The 20,186-nt window shown below is 61.4% G+C and carries 11 protein-coding genes and 1 pseudogene; 8 read left to right on the top strand and 4 right to left on the bottom strand.

What is annotated here, in order from left to right; translation table 11 throughout:
- Positions 1-164 precede the first annotated feature (164 nt).
- Positions 165-2,147, bottom strand: coding sequence for a bifunctional tRNA (5-methylaminomethyl-2-thiouridine)(34)-methyltransferase MnmD/FAD-dependent 5-carboxymethylaminomethyl-2-thiouridine(34) oxidoreductase MnmC (gene mnmC / locus RYC17_RS15160; protein ID WP_316903639.1), 1,983 nt, complete (start codon positions 2,145-2,147; stop codon positions 165-167).
- Between the two features lie 163 nt (positions 2,148-2,310).
- On the opposite strand from mnmC, the gene pap reads away from it, so the two are divergent.
- Positions 2,311-3,807, top strand: coding sequence for a polyphosphate:AMP phosphotransferase (pap, locus tag RYC17_RS15155; protein WP_058400160.1), 1,497 nt, complete (start codon positions 2,311-2,313; stop codon positions 3,805-3,807).
- Between the two features lie 52 nt (positions 3,808-3,859).
- On the opposite strand, the gene RYC17_RS15150 is transcribed toward pap, so the two are convergent.
- Together RYC17_RS15150 and RYC17_RS15145 are read right to left on the bottom strand one after the other, a co-directional pair.
- Positions 3,860-4,264 (bottom strand): YbaN family protein, encoded by a 405-nt coding sequence (locus RYC17_RS15150; protein WP_058400161.1) that lies wholly within the window; start codon positions 4,262-4,264, stop codon positions 3,860-3,862.
- 10 nt (positions 4,265-4,274) lie between these two features.
- Positions 4,275-4,862 (bottom strand): YecA family protein, encoded by a 588-nt coding sequence (locus tag RYC17_RS15145; RefSeq protein ID WP_002552569.1) that lies wholly within the window; start codon positions 4,860-4,862, stop codon positions 4,275-4,277.
- A gap of 176 nt (positions 4,863-5,038) precedes the next feature.
- Here RYC17_RS15145 and recQ point away from each other — a divergent pair, with 176 nt between their 5' ends.
- The 3 genes from recQ (at position 5,039) to RYC17_RS15130 (ending at position 9,999) form a co-directional block, all read left to right on the top strand.
- Positions 5,039-7,168 carry a DNA helicase RecQ gene (gene recQ / locus RYC17_RS15140; protein WP_005746239.1) on the top strand — a complete coding sequence of 710 codons (2,130 nt, stop codon included), beginning with the start codon at positions 5,039-5,041 and terminating at the stop codon, positions 7,166-7,168.
- 93 nt (positions 7,169-7,261) lie between these two features.
- Entirely contained in the window at positions 7,262-7,696 is a 435-nt protein-coding gene (locus tag RYC17_RS15135) for a MarR family transcriptional regulator (RefSeq protein WP_002552570.1), read from the top strand.
- A gap of 95 nt (positions 7,697-7,791) precedes the next feature.
- Positions 7,792-9,999 carry a FimV/HubP family polar landmark protein gene (locus RYC17_RS15130; RefSeq protein ID WP_316889546.1) on the top strand — a complete coding sequence of 736 codons (2,208 nt, stop codon included), beginning with the start codon at positions 7,792-7,794 and terminating at the stop codon, positions 9,997-9,999.
- Between the two features lie 39 nt (positions 10,000-10,038).
- On the opposite strand, the gene RYC17_RS15125 is transcribed toward RYC17_RS15130, so the two are convergent.
- Complete coding sequence (locus RYC17_RS15125; RefSeq protein ID WP_219169875.1) at positions 10,039-10,383, bottom strand: topoisomerase DNA-binding C4 zinc finger domain-containing protein; 345 nt, start codon at positions 10,381-10,383, stop codon at positions 10,039-10,041.
- Positions 10,384-10,631: 248 nt separating this feature from the next.
- Here RYC17_RS15125 and RYC17_RS26970 point away from each other — a divergent pair.
- From RYC17_RS26970 to RYC17_RS15110, 4 genes and pseudogenes are all read left to right on the top strand, one after another.
- A pseudogene (locus RYC17_RS26970) lies at positions 10,632-10,913 on the top strand (PAS domain-containing protein); the annotation flags it as partial.
- A 249-nt stretch (positions 10,914-11,162) separates the two neighbouring features.
- A complete protein-coding gene (locus tag RYC17_RS15120; protein ID WP_410478316.1) occupies positions 11,163-12,197 on the top strand; it encodes a methyl-accepting chemotaxis protein in 1,035 nt (344 codons plus the stop codon).
- A 1,458-nt stretch (positions 12,198-13,655) separates the two neighbouring features.
- Entirely contained in the window at positions 13,656-16,661 is a 3,006-nt protein-coding gene (locus RYC17_RS15115; protein WP_316903637.1) for an autotransporter domain-containing protein, read from the top strand.
- Between the two features lie 105 nt (positions 16,662-16,766).
- Positions 16,767-19,883, top strand: coding sequence for an autotransporter domain-containing protein (locus RYC17_RS15110; RefSeq protein ID WP_316903636.1), 3,117 nt, complete (start codon positions 16,767-16,769; stop codon positions 19,881-19,883).
- Positions 19,884-20,186: the final 303 nt, after the last annotated feature.

Below are 20,186 nucleotides of genomic sequence, written 5' to 3'. Positions count from 1 at the left end.
ATCGTTCTGACAGAAACTCAAGAGTAGCGCCTGAGCGCAAGCGCGTCGCGACTAGATATCAGCTATCGTGCGACGCTCCGCGTCGTCATGCCGTTCAGGACGCTCTGCGTCCTCTTTGCTACGCAGAGCGTCGCGACCAGCATTCCCGAACGACAATCATAAGGCTACTTCCCGCCGCCGCGAATCAACCCGCGCAGGGCAAACCGATTGGGGTGACAGGCTTCGGCAACGCTACGCGGCAAGGGCAGGGGTTCGTTATCGAGCCAGGCGGCGATCAGTTCGCCACACAGCGGCGCGGTGATAAGCCCGCGGGAACCATGGCCGCTGTTGACGTACAGGCCGTCCAGCCACGGGCAGGCGACGTCCGGCACCTGACGTGCGTCCTTGCCCAGCGCGGCATAGGCCTGCACGAACGCCTCGCGGTCGGCCAGCGGACCGACGATGGGCAGGTAATCCGGGCTGGTACAGCGAAAGGCTGCGCGACCCTGCAATTGCTCGGGCGACAAATCGGCGGTCTCGAGGCGCGAAGTGAGGTCTTCGGAAATCTCCCGCAACAGCCCCAGATTGTCCAGATGATCGGCCAGGTTCGGCGTCAGATCGGTGCTGTTGAAATCGAAACTGGCCCCGAGCGTATGTTCGCCTAGACGCGCCGGAGCCACATAACCCTCGGCGCACACCACGCTGCGCAATGCCGTGCTGGCCTGAGTCTGCGGCAAACGGGTGATCTGCCCGCGGATGCGTTTGAGCGGTAAGTCGGCGCTCTGCGAAAACTGCTGGATATCAGCTGCCCCGGCCAGCACCACGACCGGAGCACTGTCGATCAACTGTTCGTCACTCCAGACCTGCCACTGATCATCGACGCGTCTCAGCTCCAATGCCTGCTGATGAGCGATCAGACGGATATTGGCGTGCGCGGCCTGTGCGTGACACAGCGCAGGCGGATGAACCCAGCCGCCCTCGGGGTAAAACAGCCCGCCACTGTTCAGCGCAACGCCGCTTTGCGCCTCGGCCGCCGGTTGGTCGAGCAGGTGCAGGAGAGATTCGGGGAAGGCATCGGCCAGCTGTTTCTGACGCAGCGCTTCCTTGTCATCGAAGGTCAGTTGCAGCACCCCGCAAGCGTCCCAGTCGACTCCGCGCTGCAAGCGTTCAAGCAGCCTTCGCGTGTGGCCAAAACCGCTGAGGATCAACTGTGAAAGCGCTGTGCCATGCGCCGATAACTTCAGGTACAGCACGCCCTGCGGGTTGCCGGATGCTTCCTGCGCGGGTGCGGCGTGGCGCTCCAGCAGGCTGACCTGCCAACCCCGCTGCGCCAGGCTCTGCGCGGTGGCGCAGCCTGCCAGCCCAGCACCGATTACCAGTGCCTTGCGCTCGCCGCCAGTCGGCGCGGGGCGGGCGAACCAGGGCTTGGCAGCAGCCGGGTGCGCCACGTCTTCTGGCCAGGCGATAAACGTGCCGCGCAGCACTTCCCATTTATGGCCGATGCCCGGCACCCGCTTCATTTTGAAGCCTGCTGCGTTCAGCGAGCGGCGCACCCAGCCGGTGCTGGTAAACGTGCCTATTGTGGCGTTCGGTGCAGACAGCCGCGCCAGCTCGGCAAACAGTTCGGGTGTCCACATTTCCGGGTTTTTCGCTGGCGCAAACCCGTCGAGAAACCACGCATCAATCTGCCCATCCAACTGCGGCAGCATCTGCAGCGCATCGCCAATCAGCAGGGTCAGGGTCACGCGGCCGTTATCGAATATCAGGCGCTGAAAACCTTCATGCACGGCTACGTAATGGTCGAGCAATTGCCGGGCGAACGTTGATAGCTCCGGCCACAATGCCAGCGCGCGTTGCAGGTCGGCTCGGCTCAACGGGTATTTTTCGACGCTGACGAAATGCAGACGCGCCTCGGCTGGCGCGCATTCATCGAACAACTGCCAGGCACAGAGGAAATTCAACCCGGTGCCAAAGCCGGTTTCACCAATGATCAGCCTGCCGTCGTCCGGCAGCTCGCTGAAACGCCGACGCAGGTCGTTCTGCACCAGAAACACATGGCGCGTCTCGTCCAGACCGGACTCGGTGGAAAAGTAGACATCGGAGAAATCGCGGGAACGCGGGTTGCCTTGTTCGTCCCAGTCTATCCGGGCTTGGCGGGTAATGGTCATGTCAGGCTCAGCGGTGGCAGTGGGCGCATTTTAGCCGTGTGAGAGGATAAAAGTGCGATCACTGCTGCGCGGATTGACCGATGCCCGCAATCGGTGGTCAGAATGCTCACTGAGGGTTGTCCACCGGGCGTTCTCTGAGCCATCCCCCAATCAGGAGTTGTGCATGTTTGAATCCGCTGAAATCGGTCATGCCATTGACGACGAGACCTACGAAGCTGCTTTGCCCGAGTTGCGCGAAGCCTTGCTGGAGGCGCAGATAGACCTGCACGAGCAGGCCGGTCGGCAGATCATCGTACTGATCAACGGCATAGAGGGCGCAGGCAAGGGCGAGACCGTCAAACTGCTCAGCGAATGGATGGACCCGCGCCTGATCGAGGTGCGCACCTTCGATCAGCAGACCGACGAAGAATTGGCTCATCCGCCCGCTTGGCGTTACTGGCGACAACTGCCTGCCAAGGGGCGCATGGGGATTTTCTTTGGTAACTGGTATAGCCAGATGTTGCAGGGCAGGGTCCACGGCCGTTTCAAGGACGCGGTGCTCGACCAAGCCATCAGCGGTGCCGAGCGCCTGGAAAAGATGCTCTGTGACGAAGGCGCGCTGATCTTCAAATTCTGGTTTCACCTGTCCAAGAAGCAGATGAAGCTGCGCCTCAAAACCCTCAAGGATGATCCGCTGCACAGCTGGCGCATCAGCCCGCTGGACTGGCAGCAGTCCAAGACTTACGACAAGTTCGTGCGCTTCGGTGAGCGGGTGTTGCGTCGCACCAGCCGCGAATATGCGCCCTGGCATGTGATCGAAGGCGTGGACGCCAACTACCGCAGCCTGACGGTTGGCCGCCTGCTGCTGGAAGGCATGCAGGCTGCACTGAAAAAGGTCGAACCCGAGCCCGCTGCGCTGACCGTCGGCCCGCTGGCGATCCATGACAATGAGCTGACCCTGCTGGACAGCCTCGACCTGAGCCTGCACCTGAGCAAGGACGACTACCAGCAGCAGCTCATCACTGAGCAGGCGCGCCTGTCCGGCAACATGCGCGACAAACGCATGAAAAGCCATGCGCTGGTGGCCGTGTTCGAAGGCAACGACGCGGCAGGCAAAGGCGGTGCGATACGCCGTGTTGCAGCGGCACTCGACCCGCGCCAATACGCTATCGTGCCGATTGCCGCGCCGACTCAGGATGAGCGCGCTCAGCCGTATTTGTGGCGTTTCTGGCGGCAGATACCGGCGCGCGGCAAATTCACCATCTTTGACCGATCGTGGTACGGCCGGGTGCTGGTCGAGCGGGTCGAGGGTTTTTGCAGCGAGTCCGACTGGAAGCGCGCCTACGCCGAAATCAATGACTTCGAAGAGCAGCTCACGGACGCAGGCATTGTGGTGGTCAAGTTTTGGCTGGCCATCGATCAGCAGACCCAGCTGGAACGTTTTCAAGAGCGCGAAAAGATCCCGTTCAAGCGTTACAAGATCACCGAAGACGACTGGCGCAACCGCAAGAAATGGCCGGATTACCGCCAGGCAGTGGGCGACATGGTGGATCGCACCAGCACCGAAATTGCGCCGTGGACGCTGATCGAGGCCAACGACAAGCGCTGGGCGAGGGTCAAGGTGTTACGCACGATCAACGAGGCGCTGGAAAAGGCGTTTGGTAAAGACAAGAAGAAGTGATCGTCTGAACCGCGTGCCTGTCTGCATCGGCACTGGCGGGCGCAGCGGGGCATCATTTGCGAGGCGGGCGCGTTTTCTGCCTGATGATGTAAATGGTCACCAGCACCGCGCTGGTCAGCATGAACGCTCGTGCCCAGGGCTGTGCGATCAGGTAGCACGACAGGCCGATGCTCAACCACATCAGGCCGATTGCGTACACCTTGCCCTTGAGCGGGATGCCGTTGCCTTCAAGGTAGTCTCGAATCCACGGGCCGAGCTGCGGGTGGTTGACCAGCCAGCGGTAGAAACGCGGAGAGCTGCGGGCGAAGCAGGCGGCGGCCAGCAGCAGAAAGGGCGTGGTGGGCAGCACCGGCAGGAAAATACCGATGACGCCCGATACCACGCTCAACCAGCCAACTGCTATCAGCAGATAGCGCACCGACCGGTGACGGCTGGTGCGCGGTGGGTCTTGCGCCATAGGCGCAGACTCAGTGGTGGCGGGGCTTGAGGATCGCCGGCTTTTCGTCCGGAGCCTGGCAGAGCAGGTACAGGGCGGTCAGTGCTTCGGGGATTTGCACGATCATGTCGTCCATCAGGTTGGCGTCCTGAGCAATGTCGGCGAACTCCGGCTGCTCATCGAACAGGCCCGAACCGACCATGATCGGCAGGAGCATTTCGCTGACTTCTTCCTCGGCACTTTCGAACCAGGCGTTTTCACGCAGGAACACGCCTTCCATGAAGCCGATGCACCAGCCACGCAGGTCCGAATCATCCGGATCGTCGCCCAGGTCGAGATCACACGGCAGTTCGAACTCTTCGTCCGACGCCAGCTGGCGGGCAATATGTGCCTTGAGTGCGATCAGCGTGGCTTCGACTTCTGTCTGTTGCGCCTCGCTGCTGTACTGCGGCGGCTCGGAGAACAGCGCGTCGATCCACTCGCGCTCCGGCACGTCTTCGGCACAGATGGACAGGGCGGTCAGGTAGCCATGAGCGGCCACGTAGTCCAGTGCTTCTTCGTGCAGTTCATCTGCATCGAGGAAGACTTGCAGGCGGGTTAATTGCTCAGCGAAGGACATGGAAGCGCTACCTTGAAAATAAACGATGCTGGATTCTAGGCCCTGAGCGTCCTTGGCGCCAGCGCGCAGGCCAATTGCGGTTAATTTCGACCGCTCATGTCCGAGCCATCCATTGCTCTCGAGTGCTCGGGTATACTCCCCCGTTTTGCAGTGCAGCAGGATATTCCGGGGTTTTTATGCTTGAGCAGGCACAACGCGTACTTAAAGACATCTTCGGTTACGACAGCTTTCGTGGTCGCCAGGGTGCCATTATCGAGCGTGTAGCCAACGGTGGCGATGCACTGGTGCTGATGCCGACCGGTGGTGGCAAGTCCCTGTGTTTTCAGGTGCCGGGGCTGTTGCGTGAGGGGCTCTGTGTGGTCGTCTCGCCGCTTATCGCGCTGATGGACGATCAGGTTGCCACACTGGATGAACTGGGTGTGTCCGCTGCTGCACTCAACTCCACCCTCAGTGCCGAGCAACAGCGCGAACTGGCTAACCGCATTCGCCTGGGCGAAGTGAAAATGCTCTACCTCGCCCCGGAGCGCTTGGTTCAGCCGCGCATGCTGTCGTTCCTGCAAAACCTTCAAATCGCCCTGTTTGCCATCGATGAAGCGCACTGCGTATCGCAGTGGGGTCATGATTTCCGCCCTGAGTACCTGCAACTGGGGCAACTGGCCGAGCTGTTTCCGGATGTGCCGCGCATTGCGCTGACTGCCACCGCCGACAAGCGTACCCGCGAAGAAATCGTCACGCGCCTGCACCTGCAAAACGCCGAGCGCTTTCTGTCCAGCTTCGACCGGCCAAACATCTTCTATCGCATCGTGCCCAAGGAACAGCCGCGCAAACAGCTGCTGGCGTTCCTCTCCGAACGGCGCAGCGATGCCGGTATCGTCTACTGCCTGTCGCGCAAGAAAGTCGATGAAGTGGCCGTTTTTCTGAGCGAAAACGGCTATCCCGCGCTGCCGTATCACGCCGGGCTGCCATCGGAAACCCGTGCTGCCAACCAGAAACGCTTCCTTAATGAGGAAGGGCTGATCATGGTCGCGACCATCGCGTTCGGCATGGGCATCGACAAACCCAACGTGCGTTTTGTTGCGCACATGGACCTGCCCAAATCGCTCGAGGCCTACTATCAGGAAACCGGCCGGGCCGGGCGTGATGGCCTGCCTGCCGATGCCTGGATGGCCTACGGTCTGCAAGACGTGCTGATGCTCAAGCAGATGTTGCAGAACTCCGAAGGCGACGAGCGCCACAAGCGTCTGGAGCAGCACAAGCTCGACGCCATGCTCGCCCTGTGCGAAGAAACCCGTTGCCGTCGGCAGACCCTGCTGGCCTATTTCGACGAAGACATGCCCAACCCGTGTGGGCATTGCGACAATTGCGTCGATGGCGTGCAGACCTGGGATGCCACCGAACCTGCGCGTCAGGCGCTGTCGGCCATCTACCGTACCGGCCAGCGTTATGGCGTCGGTCATCTGGTCGATGTGCTGCTGGGCAAATCCAACGACAAGGTAGAAAGCTTCGGCCATCAGCACCTGTCGGTGTTCGGGGTGGGCAAGGCACGCACCGAGGCCGAATGGCGCTCGTTGTTCCGCCAACTGGTGGCGCGCGGGCTGGCAGACATCGACCTTGAAGGCTATGGCGGCCTGCGCCTGAGCGACACGTGCCGGCCTTTGCTGCGTGGTGAAGTTACTCTGGAACTGCGCCGCGACCTCAAGCCACAAACCACTTCAAAGAGCAGTTCCGGCAGCCCGGCGAGCCAACTGGTGCGCGGCGAAGAGCGCGAGCAGTGGGAAGCATTGCGTGCCTTGCGGCGCAAACTGGCCGAGGAACATGCCGTGCCGCCTTACGTCATTTTCCCGGACTCGACCCTGCTGGAAATGCTGCGCAGCAAACCCGGATCGATGGCCGAGATGGCCAGGGTGGGCGGCGTGGGCGCACGCAAGCTGGAGCGTTACGGCGAGGCCTTTCTTGAAGTACTCAGTGGCAAGGCCGAGGCACCACGGGTGGTGGCCGATGTACGCCACGAGCTGATCAGCCTGGCGCGTGCCGGCATGACCCCTACGCAGATTGCCGGTCAGTTGCAGTGCTCGGAAAAGAATGTCTACACCCTGTTGGCCGAGGCCATCGGCAAGCAGCAGCTGTCCATCGAGCAGGCACTGGACTTACCGGAAGACCTGTTGGGCGAGGTTCAGGATGCCTTTCTCGATGGCGAAGGAGAACTGCCACCGGTGTCGGCGATTGCCGAGCAATTTGCCGGGCGGGTGCCGGAGGGCGTTTTGTATTGCGTGCGAGCGGCGTTGCAATCGGAATTTGAGGTATAACAGCGTGCGACGAAACGTCACCGTCCCGCGCTTGCCTGAACATAAGGACCATGCTTAGCTCGCTAATAATTAGTTTGAATCATGAGTTTCCTTATGCCATTGACTGATGAACACCGTTTCGGGATGCAACTCGGACATCTCACCCGGGGCTGGCGCGCCGAACTGGATCGTCGGCTTGCCGATCTTGGCCTGTCTCAGGCGCGCTGGCTGGTCCTGCTGCACCTCGCCCGTTTCACCGAACCGCCGACCCAGCGCGAGCTTGCGCAAAGCGTGGGCGTCGAAGGGCCGACTCTGGCGCGTTTGCTCGACAGTCTTGAAAAGCAGGGCCTGGTTCAGCGCCAGGCGGTGGTCGAGGATCGACGCGCGAAAAAGATCCTGCTCAGTGATACTGCCTTGCCACTGATTGAAAAGATTGAAACCATCGCCAATGTGCTGCGTATCGAGCTGTTCGAGGGCGTGAGCGAGGAAGATTTGCGCGTCAGCATGCGGGTGCACTCGCAGATTCTGGCCAATCTGGAAAGATCCTGAGACGAAGCCGGGCGTTCTCAACCATAATCGTGCAACGGATACTGAAGTCCAACTGATTACGTGAGAAGCCTGCTGTGGTTTCTATAAGGGTTCGCATGCTGAAGAGTTCACTGGCTGCTGTCGAAGGTGCAGGTCGCAGGGCGCGCGTGGTGTTTTGCAAGAGCGTCATAGCGGCGTCATTGCTGGCCTGCTCTACGCTGGCGTCTGCGCTGGGGCTGGGTGAAATCACCTTGCACTCGGCGCTCAACCAACCGTTGAATGCCGAGATCCAGTTGCTGGAGACCGGCGGTCTGAGCAACGAAGACGTTGTCGCCAGGCTCGCGTCGCCCGAGGCTTTTGCCAAGGCGGGCATAGAGCGGGTGTTCTTTCTCAACGACCTGCGCTTCACCCCAGTGCTGCGCGGCGATCGCGGCGTGATCCGGGTGGTTTCCACCAAACCGGTCACCGAGCCCTACCTGAGCTTTCTCGTCCAGCTGGCGCGCCCGAATGGCGATTTGCTGCACGAATACACCCTGCTGCTCGATCCTGCCACCTCACCGCAAGGTCTGGCCGCCACGCGCAGTCGCAATACGCAACGTTCGACGGCCTCGGCACAGGAAAGCCGCATGCCGGTCGCGCCACCGGCCGCCGTGCAGGGCAAGCATTACACGGTTGCCAATGGCGATACCCTGAATGGCATTGCCAGCCGCTTGCAAGGGCCGGGTAACAAGGTTTCGGCAAGCCAGCTGGCAGACGGCATTCGTTTGCTCAACCCGCAGGCGTTCGCGGCGGGTGCCGGTTCTGCGCTTAAAGTTGGCCAGGATTTGTTGCTGCCCGATTCCGCTGTATTGCCAAGTGCCGCTGCGCCTGCCGCCAGCCTGGAGGCGTCGTCACCCAAGCCTGCCGAGCTGCAGCGCACCGCCGAGCAACTGTCGGCGGCGGCCATCGAAAACCAGCAACTGGTTCAATCGCTGGAGGCGCTCAAAGCCCAGACTCAAGAACTGCAAGAGCAGATGAGTGGCAAGGACAAGCAAATCACCGCGTTGCGCAGTGATCTTGCCGTTGCGCAATCCGCTGTCCGACCTGCCACGCCTGCTACACCTGCAATAACCCCGGCCACTCCCGTTCAGCCGGCTGTTGCCGATACGCCGGGCACCGATTCATTCCTGAGCCTGCCGATACTGCTTGCTGCCGTGTTGATTGTGCTTCTGCTTGTGGCGTTTGCTTATTCGAAACGACGCCAGCAGCGCAAACAGTCCGCAGCGCCTGCTGTTGCGCCCGATGAGCAACTGATCAAGCCTGCTCAGGCGACCATGCTTCCGGTGTTCGAAGTGCCCGCCGTTGCGCCACAGCCTGCGGTGCAGACGCCACCCACCCCGGCAGCAACCAAGCCACCGGCAGCGCAGCGTTCGGCTGGCTCTACGCCGGATGCGCTGGACGGCGTCAGCATTTACATCGCCTACGGGCGTTTCACCGAGGCGATGGGCATTCTGCGCAGCGCCCTGGAAAAGCAGCCGGAGCGTGATGACATTCGCATCCGCTTGCTGGAATTGCTGGCGGAGCAGGGCGATGGCAGCGGTTTTGTTCGGGAAGAGCAATCAGCGCTGGAGCACGGCGTTGATCCGCAGACCATTCAAGACATCCGCGACCGCTTTCCACAAATCAAGGCCGCCGAAGTTGCGCCTTTGGCGGCAGTCATCCCCGCTGCTGCGGTCGCGGCTACCGCGCTGTCTTTCGAGAAAACCGAGCCCGAGCCAGAATCTGCGGCCTATCTGCAGCCCGACCTGGAGCCTGAACCTGCGGCGCAGCTGGACGAAACCGCCGCAGCGGCGCTGAATCCGCAGGACGAGTTTCAGTTGAACCTCGATGACCTGTCGATGGATGCCGACTGGGATCTGGTCGATCCGTTCGACAGCCCGCCGCCGCGCATCAAGCCAGCAGCGGCGACTGCTGCGCCAGCGCCCGCTGACGTCGACCCTGGTTTTTCTTCGGACCTGACTCAACTGCCGGAAGTCTTTGAACTCTCGGATGAGCAGTTCCTCAGCGATTTCTCCGAGCCCGATGTCATCGAGCCCATCGAAGTGGTGGCACCTGCCGCTGCTGACGACCTGAGCGATGACTTTCTCGACAGTTTCATGAGCGACGACGCAGAGTTCGACCTGCTGGACCTTGAAGAACCACCGCTTAGCCAGATCAATCAGGCGCAGGTGCTGATCGAGGAGGGCGATCTCGAGTCGGCTCGTGAAATTCTGCAACAGGTCATTGCCGAATCCGACGAGGAGCATCAGCGCATGGCGCGGGAACTGTTGGCGGGCATCAGCTGACCCCGTTGTTTCCCTGAGCAGGCGTGACCGGTCTGGCGTTTAACGAAAGATTGGTCGAATGCCCCGGCATTTCGGATACGCCACACAGCCCCAAAACTCACCGGCATTCTTGCCGGTGCGGGCCACCTTGATCACCATGGTTTTTTTACAGTGCGGACACGCAGGCGCTGCGGGCTTTGCTGGCGGCTTTGGTGTGGCCGGTTCGCGATGCTTTTCCGGGCGTTTGGCGGGGTTGGTTTTGACAGGCGGTTGCGATGAGCGCGCTGCGGGTTTGGTGGGCTGCGCATGCTTTTGCTGATCCGCTGTCTGACCGGCAACCCTGCGCAGTAGCCTGCGAAACGTGCGGATCAGTGCTGCCAGAGCAGATGTCGTGTTGCGTGCCATAAGGTGCCTTGAGTCGCGTTGCGTTCAGGGGCGGCATGGTGCAGGCATCCTCGTCAGGACGCAAACTTCGGCGTGGCAATCATGCCCGTCTGCTGTTCTGCGACACGCGCAATTGCCGCCTGTGATTAAAGCCCTGCGTTTTGTGGGCGATAACAGTGCACGAGGACTGCCGGTTGCCACCCTGAAGGGTTGTGCTACACCTTCAACACACGCCCGGCATATCAAGCATTATCACGGAGTGAATTTTAATGCGCGTCAACATGCCTATCACACAGACTGAACGGACTTTTCCGGCATCTGAACGCCTCATCTCCACCACCGACCTCAATAGCCACATCACCTACTGCAACGACGCCTTCGTCGCGTTAAGCGGTTTTACCCGCGAAGAACTGGTCGGGCAGCCGCATAACCTTGTGCGCCACCCGGATATGCCGGCTTCGGTGTTCGCCCATATGTGGGAAACCATCAAGCAGGGCAAACCGTGGATGGGCGTGGTCAAGAATCGCTCCAAACAGGGTGACTATTACTGGGTCAGCGCCTACGTGACGGCGGTGTATGAAAACGGTCGGATCGTCGGCTATGAGTCCGTCCGCTCGTTGCCGACCCGCGATCAGGTTCGTCGTGCAGAAGCATTGTATGCACGGCTGCGTGCCGGCAAATCGGCGGTGTCGGCAACCAGCTCGGCGGCCTATCACTTGGTTCGCCAGCTACCGATGATCCTCTGCGCCCTGGCACTCGCTGTCGGCGTCTACCTGCTGGACGATCTGCCTTCGATCATCATGATTCCGATCGTGATGGTGGTGTTGGGCGGTTTTCTGGAAATGCGTCAGCGCCGCAGCATTCGCAGCACCCTCGAAGAACACCCCAAAGCGTTCACCAGTTCTTTGGTTGCGCTGACCTACAGCGACAACCGTGGCCCGCAGGCGCAACTCGATCTGGCCATGCTCAGCGAAGAAGCCCGCTTGCAAACTGCCCTGACGCGCCTGGCCGATACCGGCGAGAGCGTACGCCAGCATGCCGGGCGTTCTGCGCAGTTGTCGTTGCGTCAGGCCGAGTCACTGGACCAGCAGCGCAGTGAGGCGGATCAATCGGCCACGGCCATCAATCAGATGGCGGCGACCATTCAGGAAGTGACCCACAATGTACAGAACACTGCCCACGCCGCCGAGGAAGCCGACAAACTGGCGCAGCAGGGGCGTGGTCTGGCCGATGAAAGCCTGTTGGCGATTCGGCACATGGCCAACTCGGTCACCGATATCGGCAACGCTGTGGGTGAACTGGCCAGCGCCACACAATCAATCGGCAGCGTGGTCGATGTGATCACCTCCATCGCTCAACAAACCAACCTGCTGGCGCTTAACGCAGCCATCGAAGCGGCCCGTGCCGGTGAGCAGGGGCGTGGCTTTGCGGTGGTGGCCGACGAGGTTCGTTCGCTGGCTTCCCGTACGCAGTCCTCGACCGAGCAGATCCAGCAAATCATCACCTCGCTGCGTGATGGTGCCGACCGTGCGGTGCAGACCGCCAACAAAGGCGAGCAGATCTCCCAGGAAAGCGTTGCCAGCGTCGAAGCCGTGCAGAAGGCGCTGGACGGCATCAGCCAGTCGGTGACCCGCATCACCGGCATGAGCCAGCAAATGGCCTCGGCGTCTGAAGAGCAGAGCCACGTTGCGGAAAACATCAGCCAGCAGATTACCCGTATCGCGCAACTCTGCGACGAGAGTGCCAGCCAGGCGCAGCAAGGCTCGCAGATCAGCGGCGAACTGGAAGAAATGGCGCAGTACCTGCACAGCCTGGCCGAACGGTTCAGTCGCTAAGCATACGCAGAGGACGCAGAGCGTCCGGAACGGCATTACCACGCGGAGCGTGGTAACGATGATCTGGGTTGGATTTGGCCATGTGCGCTGATCGCAGACCCCAGAATCTATCTGCGCTGTTCCGCGCTCTCTGGATCGGACGCAGAGCGTCCAGAACGGCATTACCACGCGGAGCGTGGTAATGAGAATGGGGGGTATTGCGCCTGGGTGCGTTCACACAGCAACCCCGCTACCCAGACCCCAGCCTGACCTCAGAAGACGTAGCCTGGAGAGGACGCAGAGCGTCCGGAACGGCATTACCACGCGGAGCGTGGTAACGAGAGTCGGGGGTATTGCGCCTGGGTGCGTTCACACAGCAACCCCCCTACCCAGACCCCAGCCTGACCTTAGAAGGCATAGCCCGGGGAGGACGCAGAGCGTCCAGAACGGCATTACCACGCGGAGCGTGGTAACGAGAATTGGGGGTATTGCGCCTGGGTGCGTTCACACAGCAACCCCGCTACCCAGACCCCAGCCTGACCTCAGAAGGCGTAGCCCGAAGAGGACGCAGAGCGTCCAGAACGGCATTACCACGCGGAGCGTGGTAACGAGAGTTGGGGTATTGCGGCTGCGTGCGTTCACACAGCAACCCCACTGTCCGGACCTAAGCCTGACCTCAGAAGGCGTAGCCGGAGAGGACGCAGAGCGTCCGGAACGGCATTACCACGCGGAGCGTGGTAACGAGAATTGGGGGTATTGCGCCTGGTTGCGTTCACACTACAACCCCACTGTCCGGACCCCAGCCTGACCTCAGAAGGCGTAGCCCGAAGAGGACGCAGAGCGTCCAGAACGGCATTACCACGCGGAGCGTGGTAACGAGAATTGGGGGTATTGCGCCTGGTTGCGTTCACACAGCAACCCCGCTACCCAGACCCCAGCCTGACCTCAGAAGGCGTAGCCCGAAGAGGACGCAGAGCGTCCAGAACGGCATTACCACGCGGAGCGTGGTAACGAGAGTTGGGGTGTTGCGTCCGTGTGCGTTTACACAACTCTCAACCCCACCACCTATCGTGCCCATCGCTCCGCGTGGGCATGCAGTTCATGACGCTCTGCGTCATCGGTTTGCCGTAACGTAGGCTCCATTTGGGTGGTTATCCATTATTGTCGGACAATTATTCTTTCGTCCGAATAAATAAGGCGCTTAACTGAAGTTGCTGAAAGTATTGGCTGGAAAACTGAAGACAAGAGAATGGCGTGCAACTAAATGGCCACTACGAAATTCGGTTACCTCCATATCAAAAAACCAAACAAACTCAATACATTCAATCAGATATCACTGAACTATATATCCAGTGATGCATTATCCTTATGTCCTTAAACTTGTATCAGAATTGAAATAAATCTGTTGCCAAGTGCATAACTGCAGACTATGTTCTGGAATCGCTCAATGAAGAGCCGACCATTATCAGGTGTGCAGGGATGCGAAAGTCCAAGCGTTTGGGTGCTGTCCGTTATTCGTTTAAACCAGTAACAAGCGGTGCTCTTTGTGCGTTGTCTTTTACGTTTGGCTGCTCTGCCTATGCGGATTATGTCGAGCAGGGCAAACCGGGTGACGCTGCCAGTTGGCGTTCGGCAGAATTTCAGAGCGACTGGGGCCTGGGCCGTATTCAGGCGGATCAGGCATACGCCGCCGGCATCACCGGGGCAGGCGTCAAGATCGGTGCGCTGGACTCGGGTTTCGACCCGTCCCACCCGGAAGCCACGCCGTCCCGCTACCACGCAGTCACCGCTACCGGCACCTACGTTGACGGTTCGCCCTTCAGCATCACCGGCGCCATCAATCCGAACAACGACACCCACGGCACGCACGTCACCGGCACCATGGGCGCAGCGCGCGATGGCGTCGGCGTGCATGGCGTGGCGTACAACGCACAGATCTACGTCGGCAATACCAATCAGAACGACAGCTTCCTGTTCGGCCCGAGCCCGGACCCGCAGTATTTCAAGGCAGTGTATGGGGCGCTGGCGGATGCCGGAGTACGCGCCATCAACAACAGCTGGGGCAGCCAGCCATCCGACGTGACCTACGCCACCGAGGCAGGTGTGCGTGCTGCCTACGCTCAGCACTACAACCGTGGAACCTGGCTGGACGAAGCAGCGAACGTCTCGCGCAAGGGCGTGATCAACGTGTTCAGTGCAGGCAACAGCGGTTACGCCAATGCCAGCGTGCGGGCGTCGTTGCCGTATTTCGAGCCAGACCTCGAAGGCCACTGGCTGGCTGTGTCTGGCCTCGACAGCAGCAACGGTCAGCGCTACAACCAGTGCGGCCTGTCCAAATACTGGTGCATCACCACGCCGGGGCGACTGATCAACGGCACCGTGCCCGGCGGCGGTTACGGGATCAAGTCCGGCACCTCGATGTCTGCGCCTCACGCCACCGGGGCGCTGGCACTGGTGATGGAACGCTTCCCGTACCTGAATAACGAGCAGGCGCTGCAAGTGTTGCTGACCACCGCCACCCAGCTCGATGGCTCGGTCACTCAGGCACCGACCAACAGCGTTGGCTGGGGCGTGGCCGATCTTGAGCGGGCGATGCGCGGTCCCGGTCAATTGCTCGGCACCTTCGACGCCAACCTGGGTGCCGGTGTGAGTGATGTATGGAGCAACGATATTTCCGATCAGGCGCTGCTTCAGCGTCAGGCCGAAGACACTGCCGAGCAGGCCACCTGGCAGCAAACCCTGATCAGCAAAGGCTGGCAGAACGGCGTTGCCAGCACCGCCAGCCAACAGGACCAAGCCGACTACGCCACCGGCACCGCTCGCGCCGCCGCAGCGGCACAGCGTCAGTACCAAGGTAGCCTGGTCAAATCCGGTGCCGGTCGACTGATTCTGCAAGGCGCCAACACCTACCGTGGCGATACCTTGGTCAATGGCGGCTTGCTGTCGGTCAACGGCTCGCTGGTTTCCGCTGTGCAGGTCAATGCGGGCGGCACGCTGGGCGGTAACGGCCAGATCGGTGGGCTGACAGCGCGCAGTGGCGGTATCGTTGCGCCGGGTAATTCCATCGGTACGTTGCAGGTCAACGGTGATGTCACCCTGCAACCGGGTTCGACCTACGCCGTTGAGCTTTCGCCCACCGCCAGTGACCGCATCGTCGCCACCGGAAGCGCCACCGTGTCAGGCGCGAACATGACGCTGGCGCTGGAGAGCGCGACGCCGGTGGCCTTGAGTTCTGCACCGATCCAAAGCGTCGTAGGTCGCCAGTACAACGTGCTGCAAGCCGCCAATGGCGTGAACGGCCAGTTCGGCTCAGTGACTTCGAACTACGCGTTTCTGGGTGGCCGACTCGACTACGCAGCCAACGGCGTCGCGCTGAACGTCGAGCAAACCAGCGCATTTAGCAGCGTCGCCCAAACCCCGAATCAATCTGCCGTAGCAACCGCTGCCGAACAGCTTGGCGCAGGCAACGCGGTGTACGAAAACCTGTTGCTGACTCAAAGCGCAACTGCTGCCCGAGACAGCTTTCAGCAACTGTCCGGCGAGATCTACCCGGCCATTGGCAGCGTGCTGATCAACGACAGCCGGCAGATCCGCGATGCAGTGGGTGAGCGTCTCGGGACCAGCGTATTCGGCACTGATGGCAATACGGCCGCGCAAGACAATGTCTGGATCAAAGCCCTGGGTGCCTGGGGCAAGACCGACTCGCGTGACGATACCGCCGGTTACACCACCTCGATTGGCGGCCTGCTGGCCGGTGTCGATGGCAACCTTACCGATGACACACGTCTGGGCGTGGTCGCGGGCTACAGCGACAGCTCATTGAACATGGGCTCCGGCACGCATTCCCGGGCTTCGGTGGACAGCTACCACCTGGGCGCTTACCTCGGCCATGAAATCGGCGCACTGCGCCTGACCCTCGGCGGCGCGCACAGTTGGCATCGTATCGACGTACAACGCGACGTGCAGGTCGGCGGTGCTGCTGGCAAAGAGAAAACCAAACACGATGCCCAGAGCACGCAAGTGTTTACCGAGGCGGCGTATCGCATCCACTTGCAACCCGCGACCCTCGAGCCGTTCGCCAATCTGGCGTACGTCCACCTCAACACCGACAGCTTCACCGAGAAGGGCGACGCGGCGGCGCTGTCTGCCGGTAGCGATAACCGCGATGCGGTGCTGAGCACTCTCGGCGTGCGGGCACTGAAAACCATCGCGATCAGCGACCGACAGAAAATCGACCTGTCGGGCAGCCTCGGCTGGCAGCACAACCTGAGCAACACCGATTCCGAGCAGCACCTGGCATTTGCCTCGGGCGGTGGCAGTTTCGGTATCGAAAGCTCGCCGCTGGTCCGTGACGCCGCGCTGGTCGGTGCTCATGCCAGCGTAGCGTTGAGCAAGGACGCCAGGGTCAGCCTCGACTACAGCGGCCAACTGGCCAGCCGGGAAAAAAGCCACGGTGTCGGCCTGAGCCTTAACTGGCAGTTCTAAACCCGGCATTACCCAACCCAAACCAACCCTCAAACCAAAAAAACGACGCGCATGCAGATGCATGTGCGCGGAGATTCGTGCGCGTTAACTAAGGACGGTCGTTTCATGAAAGATGCATCCACCACCCGACACACCTCTGTCAAACCCCTCGGTCAGGCCATTCGCGCCATCAACCGCGCCTCTTGCGGCGCACTGGCCTGCTACTTGGCGACCTTGGGCGTGGCACATGCCGCACCCTATGTGGAAGCAGGGCAGGCGGGCAATGCGGCCAGCTGGCGCAGTGCCGAATTCAATGCCGACTGGGGCCTGGGCGCGATCAATGCGGATCAGGCCTACGCTGCAGGCTACTCGGGCAAGGACATCAAACTGGGCATCTTCGACCAGCCGGTCTACGCCCCGCATCCAGAGTTTTCCAGCACCAACAAGGTGATCAACCTGGTCACCAGCGGTATCCGTGAATACACCGACCCGTACATCCCGGTGAAGGCGGGCGACGCGTTCCGCTACGACGGCGCACCGACTCTGGACTCCGGCGGCAAACTCGGGAACCACGGTACCCACGTGGGCGGCATCGCCGGTGGCGATCGTGATGGCGGGCCGATGCATGGCGTGGCTTACAACGCGCAAATCATCAGCGCCGACAACGGCGACCCAGGCCCGGAAGACGGCATCGTGCTGGGCAACGACGGCGCGGTGTATCAGGCTGGCTGGAACGCGCTGGTCAACAGCGGCGCACGGGTCATCAACAACAGCTGGGGCATCGGCATTACCGACCGTTTCAGCAAGGGCGGTCGCGATCCGGCGTTCCCGCACTTCACCGTGCAGGACGCGCAAGTGCAGTTCGACCAGATCCGCCAGATCCTCGGCACGCGTCCGGGTGGCGCGTATCAGGGTGCCATCGACGCGGCACGCAGCGGCGTGGTGACCATCTTCGCCGCAGGCAACGACTACAACCTCAACAACCCCGACGCAATGGCCGGACTCGGCTATTTCGTACCGGAGATCGCCCCCAACTGGCTGACCGTCGCCGCCCTGCAACAAAACCCCGACGCCGCCGCAGCTGCAACCACGCCGTATACCCTGAGCACCTTCTCGTCGCGCTGCGGCTACACCGCCAGCTTCTGCGTTTCGGCACCGGGCACGCGCATCTACAGCTCGGTCCTTAACGGCACCAGCCTGGCAGACCTCACCGTCGGTTGGGCCAACAAGAACGGCACCTCGATGGCCGCACCTCATGTCGCAGGCAGTATGGCTGTGCTGATGGAGCGCTTCCCGTACATGACCGGCGCGCAGGTCGCCGACGTGCTGAAGACCACCGCCACCGACCTTGGCGCACCGGGCGTCGACGCGCTATACGGCTGGGGCATGATCAACCTCGGCAAGGCTATCAACGGCCCGAGCATGTTCGTGACCGAGGCAGATATTCCTGCCGAATTCCGCATCGACGGCGCCTACGGCGACAGCCAGTTCGTGGCTGACCTGCCCGGTGTCGGCGCGATTGTCGACGCAGGCAAACCGACCCAACGCACCTGCACCGGGCCGCAATGCGGGCTGGATGTGTGGAGCAACGGCATCTCCGGTCACGGCGGACTGACCAAGCAAGGCATCGGCACCCTGGTGCTGAGCGGGGCCAACAGCTACAGCGGCCCGACGCTGGTCAATCAAGGACGCCTGGCCATCAACGGCTCGCTGGCCTCTGCCGTCACCGTCAACAATGGCGGCATTCTGGGTGGCAACGGTAGCATCGCGTCGCTGAACGCCAACCGTGGCGGCACAATTGCACCGGGCAACTCCATCGGCACCCTGCAAGTGGCGGGCAACCTCAACCTGGCACCGGGCTCGACCTACGCGGTTGAATTCTCGCCCACCGCCAGCGACCGCATTGTGGTCGGCGGCACCGCGACCGTGAGTGGCGCCAACATGGCCCTGTCTCTGGAAAACGACAACGCAGCACTGCTCAGCAGCAACCAGACCCGCAGCGTTCTGGGTCAGCAGTTCAACGTACTGCAAGCGGCTGGCGGCATTCAGGGTCAGTTCGGTTCGGTGACGGATAACTACGCATTCCTCGACGGCAACCTGAATTACACAGGCACTGGCGTAACCCTGGCCCTGGAGCGCAATGGCGACAGCTTCGCCAGCGCGGCGCAAACGTCCAATCAACGCAGCGTGGCCCAAGCCATTGAGCAACTGAGTGCGGGCAACTCCGTCTATGAGAGCATCATCCTCAGCCAGGACGCCGCCAGCGCACGCCGCGCATTCACCCAACTGTCCGGCGAAGTGCACCCGGCCATCGCCACGCAATTGATCAACGACAGCCGCCAACTGCGCGACGCCGTGGGTGATCGCCTGCGCGTCGAAGGCCTGTACGACCAGCCAGCACCGGGCACTGAAGATAACTCGGTGTGGGTCAAAGCGCTGGGTGCCTGGGGCAAAAATAGCGGCAGTAGCGACAGCGCCAGCTCGACCTCATCGCTGGGCGGCCTGCTGGCAGGCGTCGACGGCCTGATCAGCGAACACACCCGTCTGGGCGCGATGGCAGGTTACAGCGATACCTCGCTGAGCCTGGGCGACGACACCCACTCGCGGGCCTCGGCAGACAGCTACCACCTGGGCGCCTACATCGGCCACGAACAGGGCGCACTGCGCCTCACCGCAGGCGCGTCGCACAGCTGGCACCGCATCGACGTGAAACGCGATCTGCAATTCGGCGCGTTCTCCGACCGCCAGAAGGTCAAGCGTGACGCCCAGTCAAGCCAGGTCTTCACCGAAGCCGCCTACCGCCTGAACCTGCAACCGCTGGCACTGGAGCCATTCGCCAACCTGGCCTACGTACACTTCGACAGCGACAGCTTCACCGAAAAAGGCGGCGCCACAGCCCTCAAAGGCAGCGACGACACCCGCGACACCGTGCTCTCGACCCTGGGCATGCGCGCCGGAAACCGCTTCAACCTCAACGACACACAAAAACTCGACGTCTCCGCCACCCTCGGCTGGCAGCACAACCTGAGCGCCACCTCGGCCGAACAACACCTGGCCTTCGCCAGCGCCGGCAACAGCTTCAACGTACAAAGCGTCTCCATGGACCGCGACGCCGCCGTAGTCGGTGCCCGCGCTAGCTTGGCGTTGGGCAAGGATGCACGCATCAACCTGGACTACAACGGCTTGCTCGGTGCACGGGATAAAACCCACGGCGTGGGTCTGTCGCTGGATTGGCAGTTCTAATGGAGGATGCCTGCGGGGTGTAGTAGCCCCGCAGGCACTCGGTAATACCTATCGTGCCAATGCTCCGCGTTGGCACGCATTTCGTGACGCTCTGCGTCACATCCAAGCCATCACGCGAATGCTGGGTCACTCACAAATCCAGGCTTCTGCCCGGAGGGCGTAGGAGCGAACTTGTTCGCGATCTGCCGGGAACCGGCAGCAAAACCTATGTATGCGGTACATCATTTGCGAACCAAATTTCAGGCTCGGCCTAGCCATGCCTCCACCAGATCACCTCAATAAACAAAATTTGATGGCCTAATA

The organism is Pseudomonas syringae group sp. J248-6 (assembly GCF_032586995.1).
In the GTDB taxonomy this organism is placed as follows: domain Bacteria; phylum Pseudomonadota; class Gammaproteobacteria; order Pseudomonadales; family Pseudomonadaceae; genus Aquipseudomonas; species Aquipseudomonas amygdali.
This window is presented reverse-complemented; position numbering and strand designations above follow the sequence as displayed.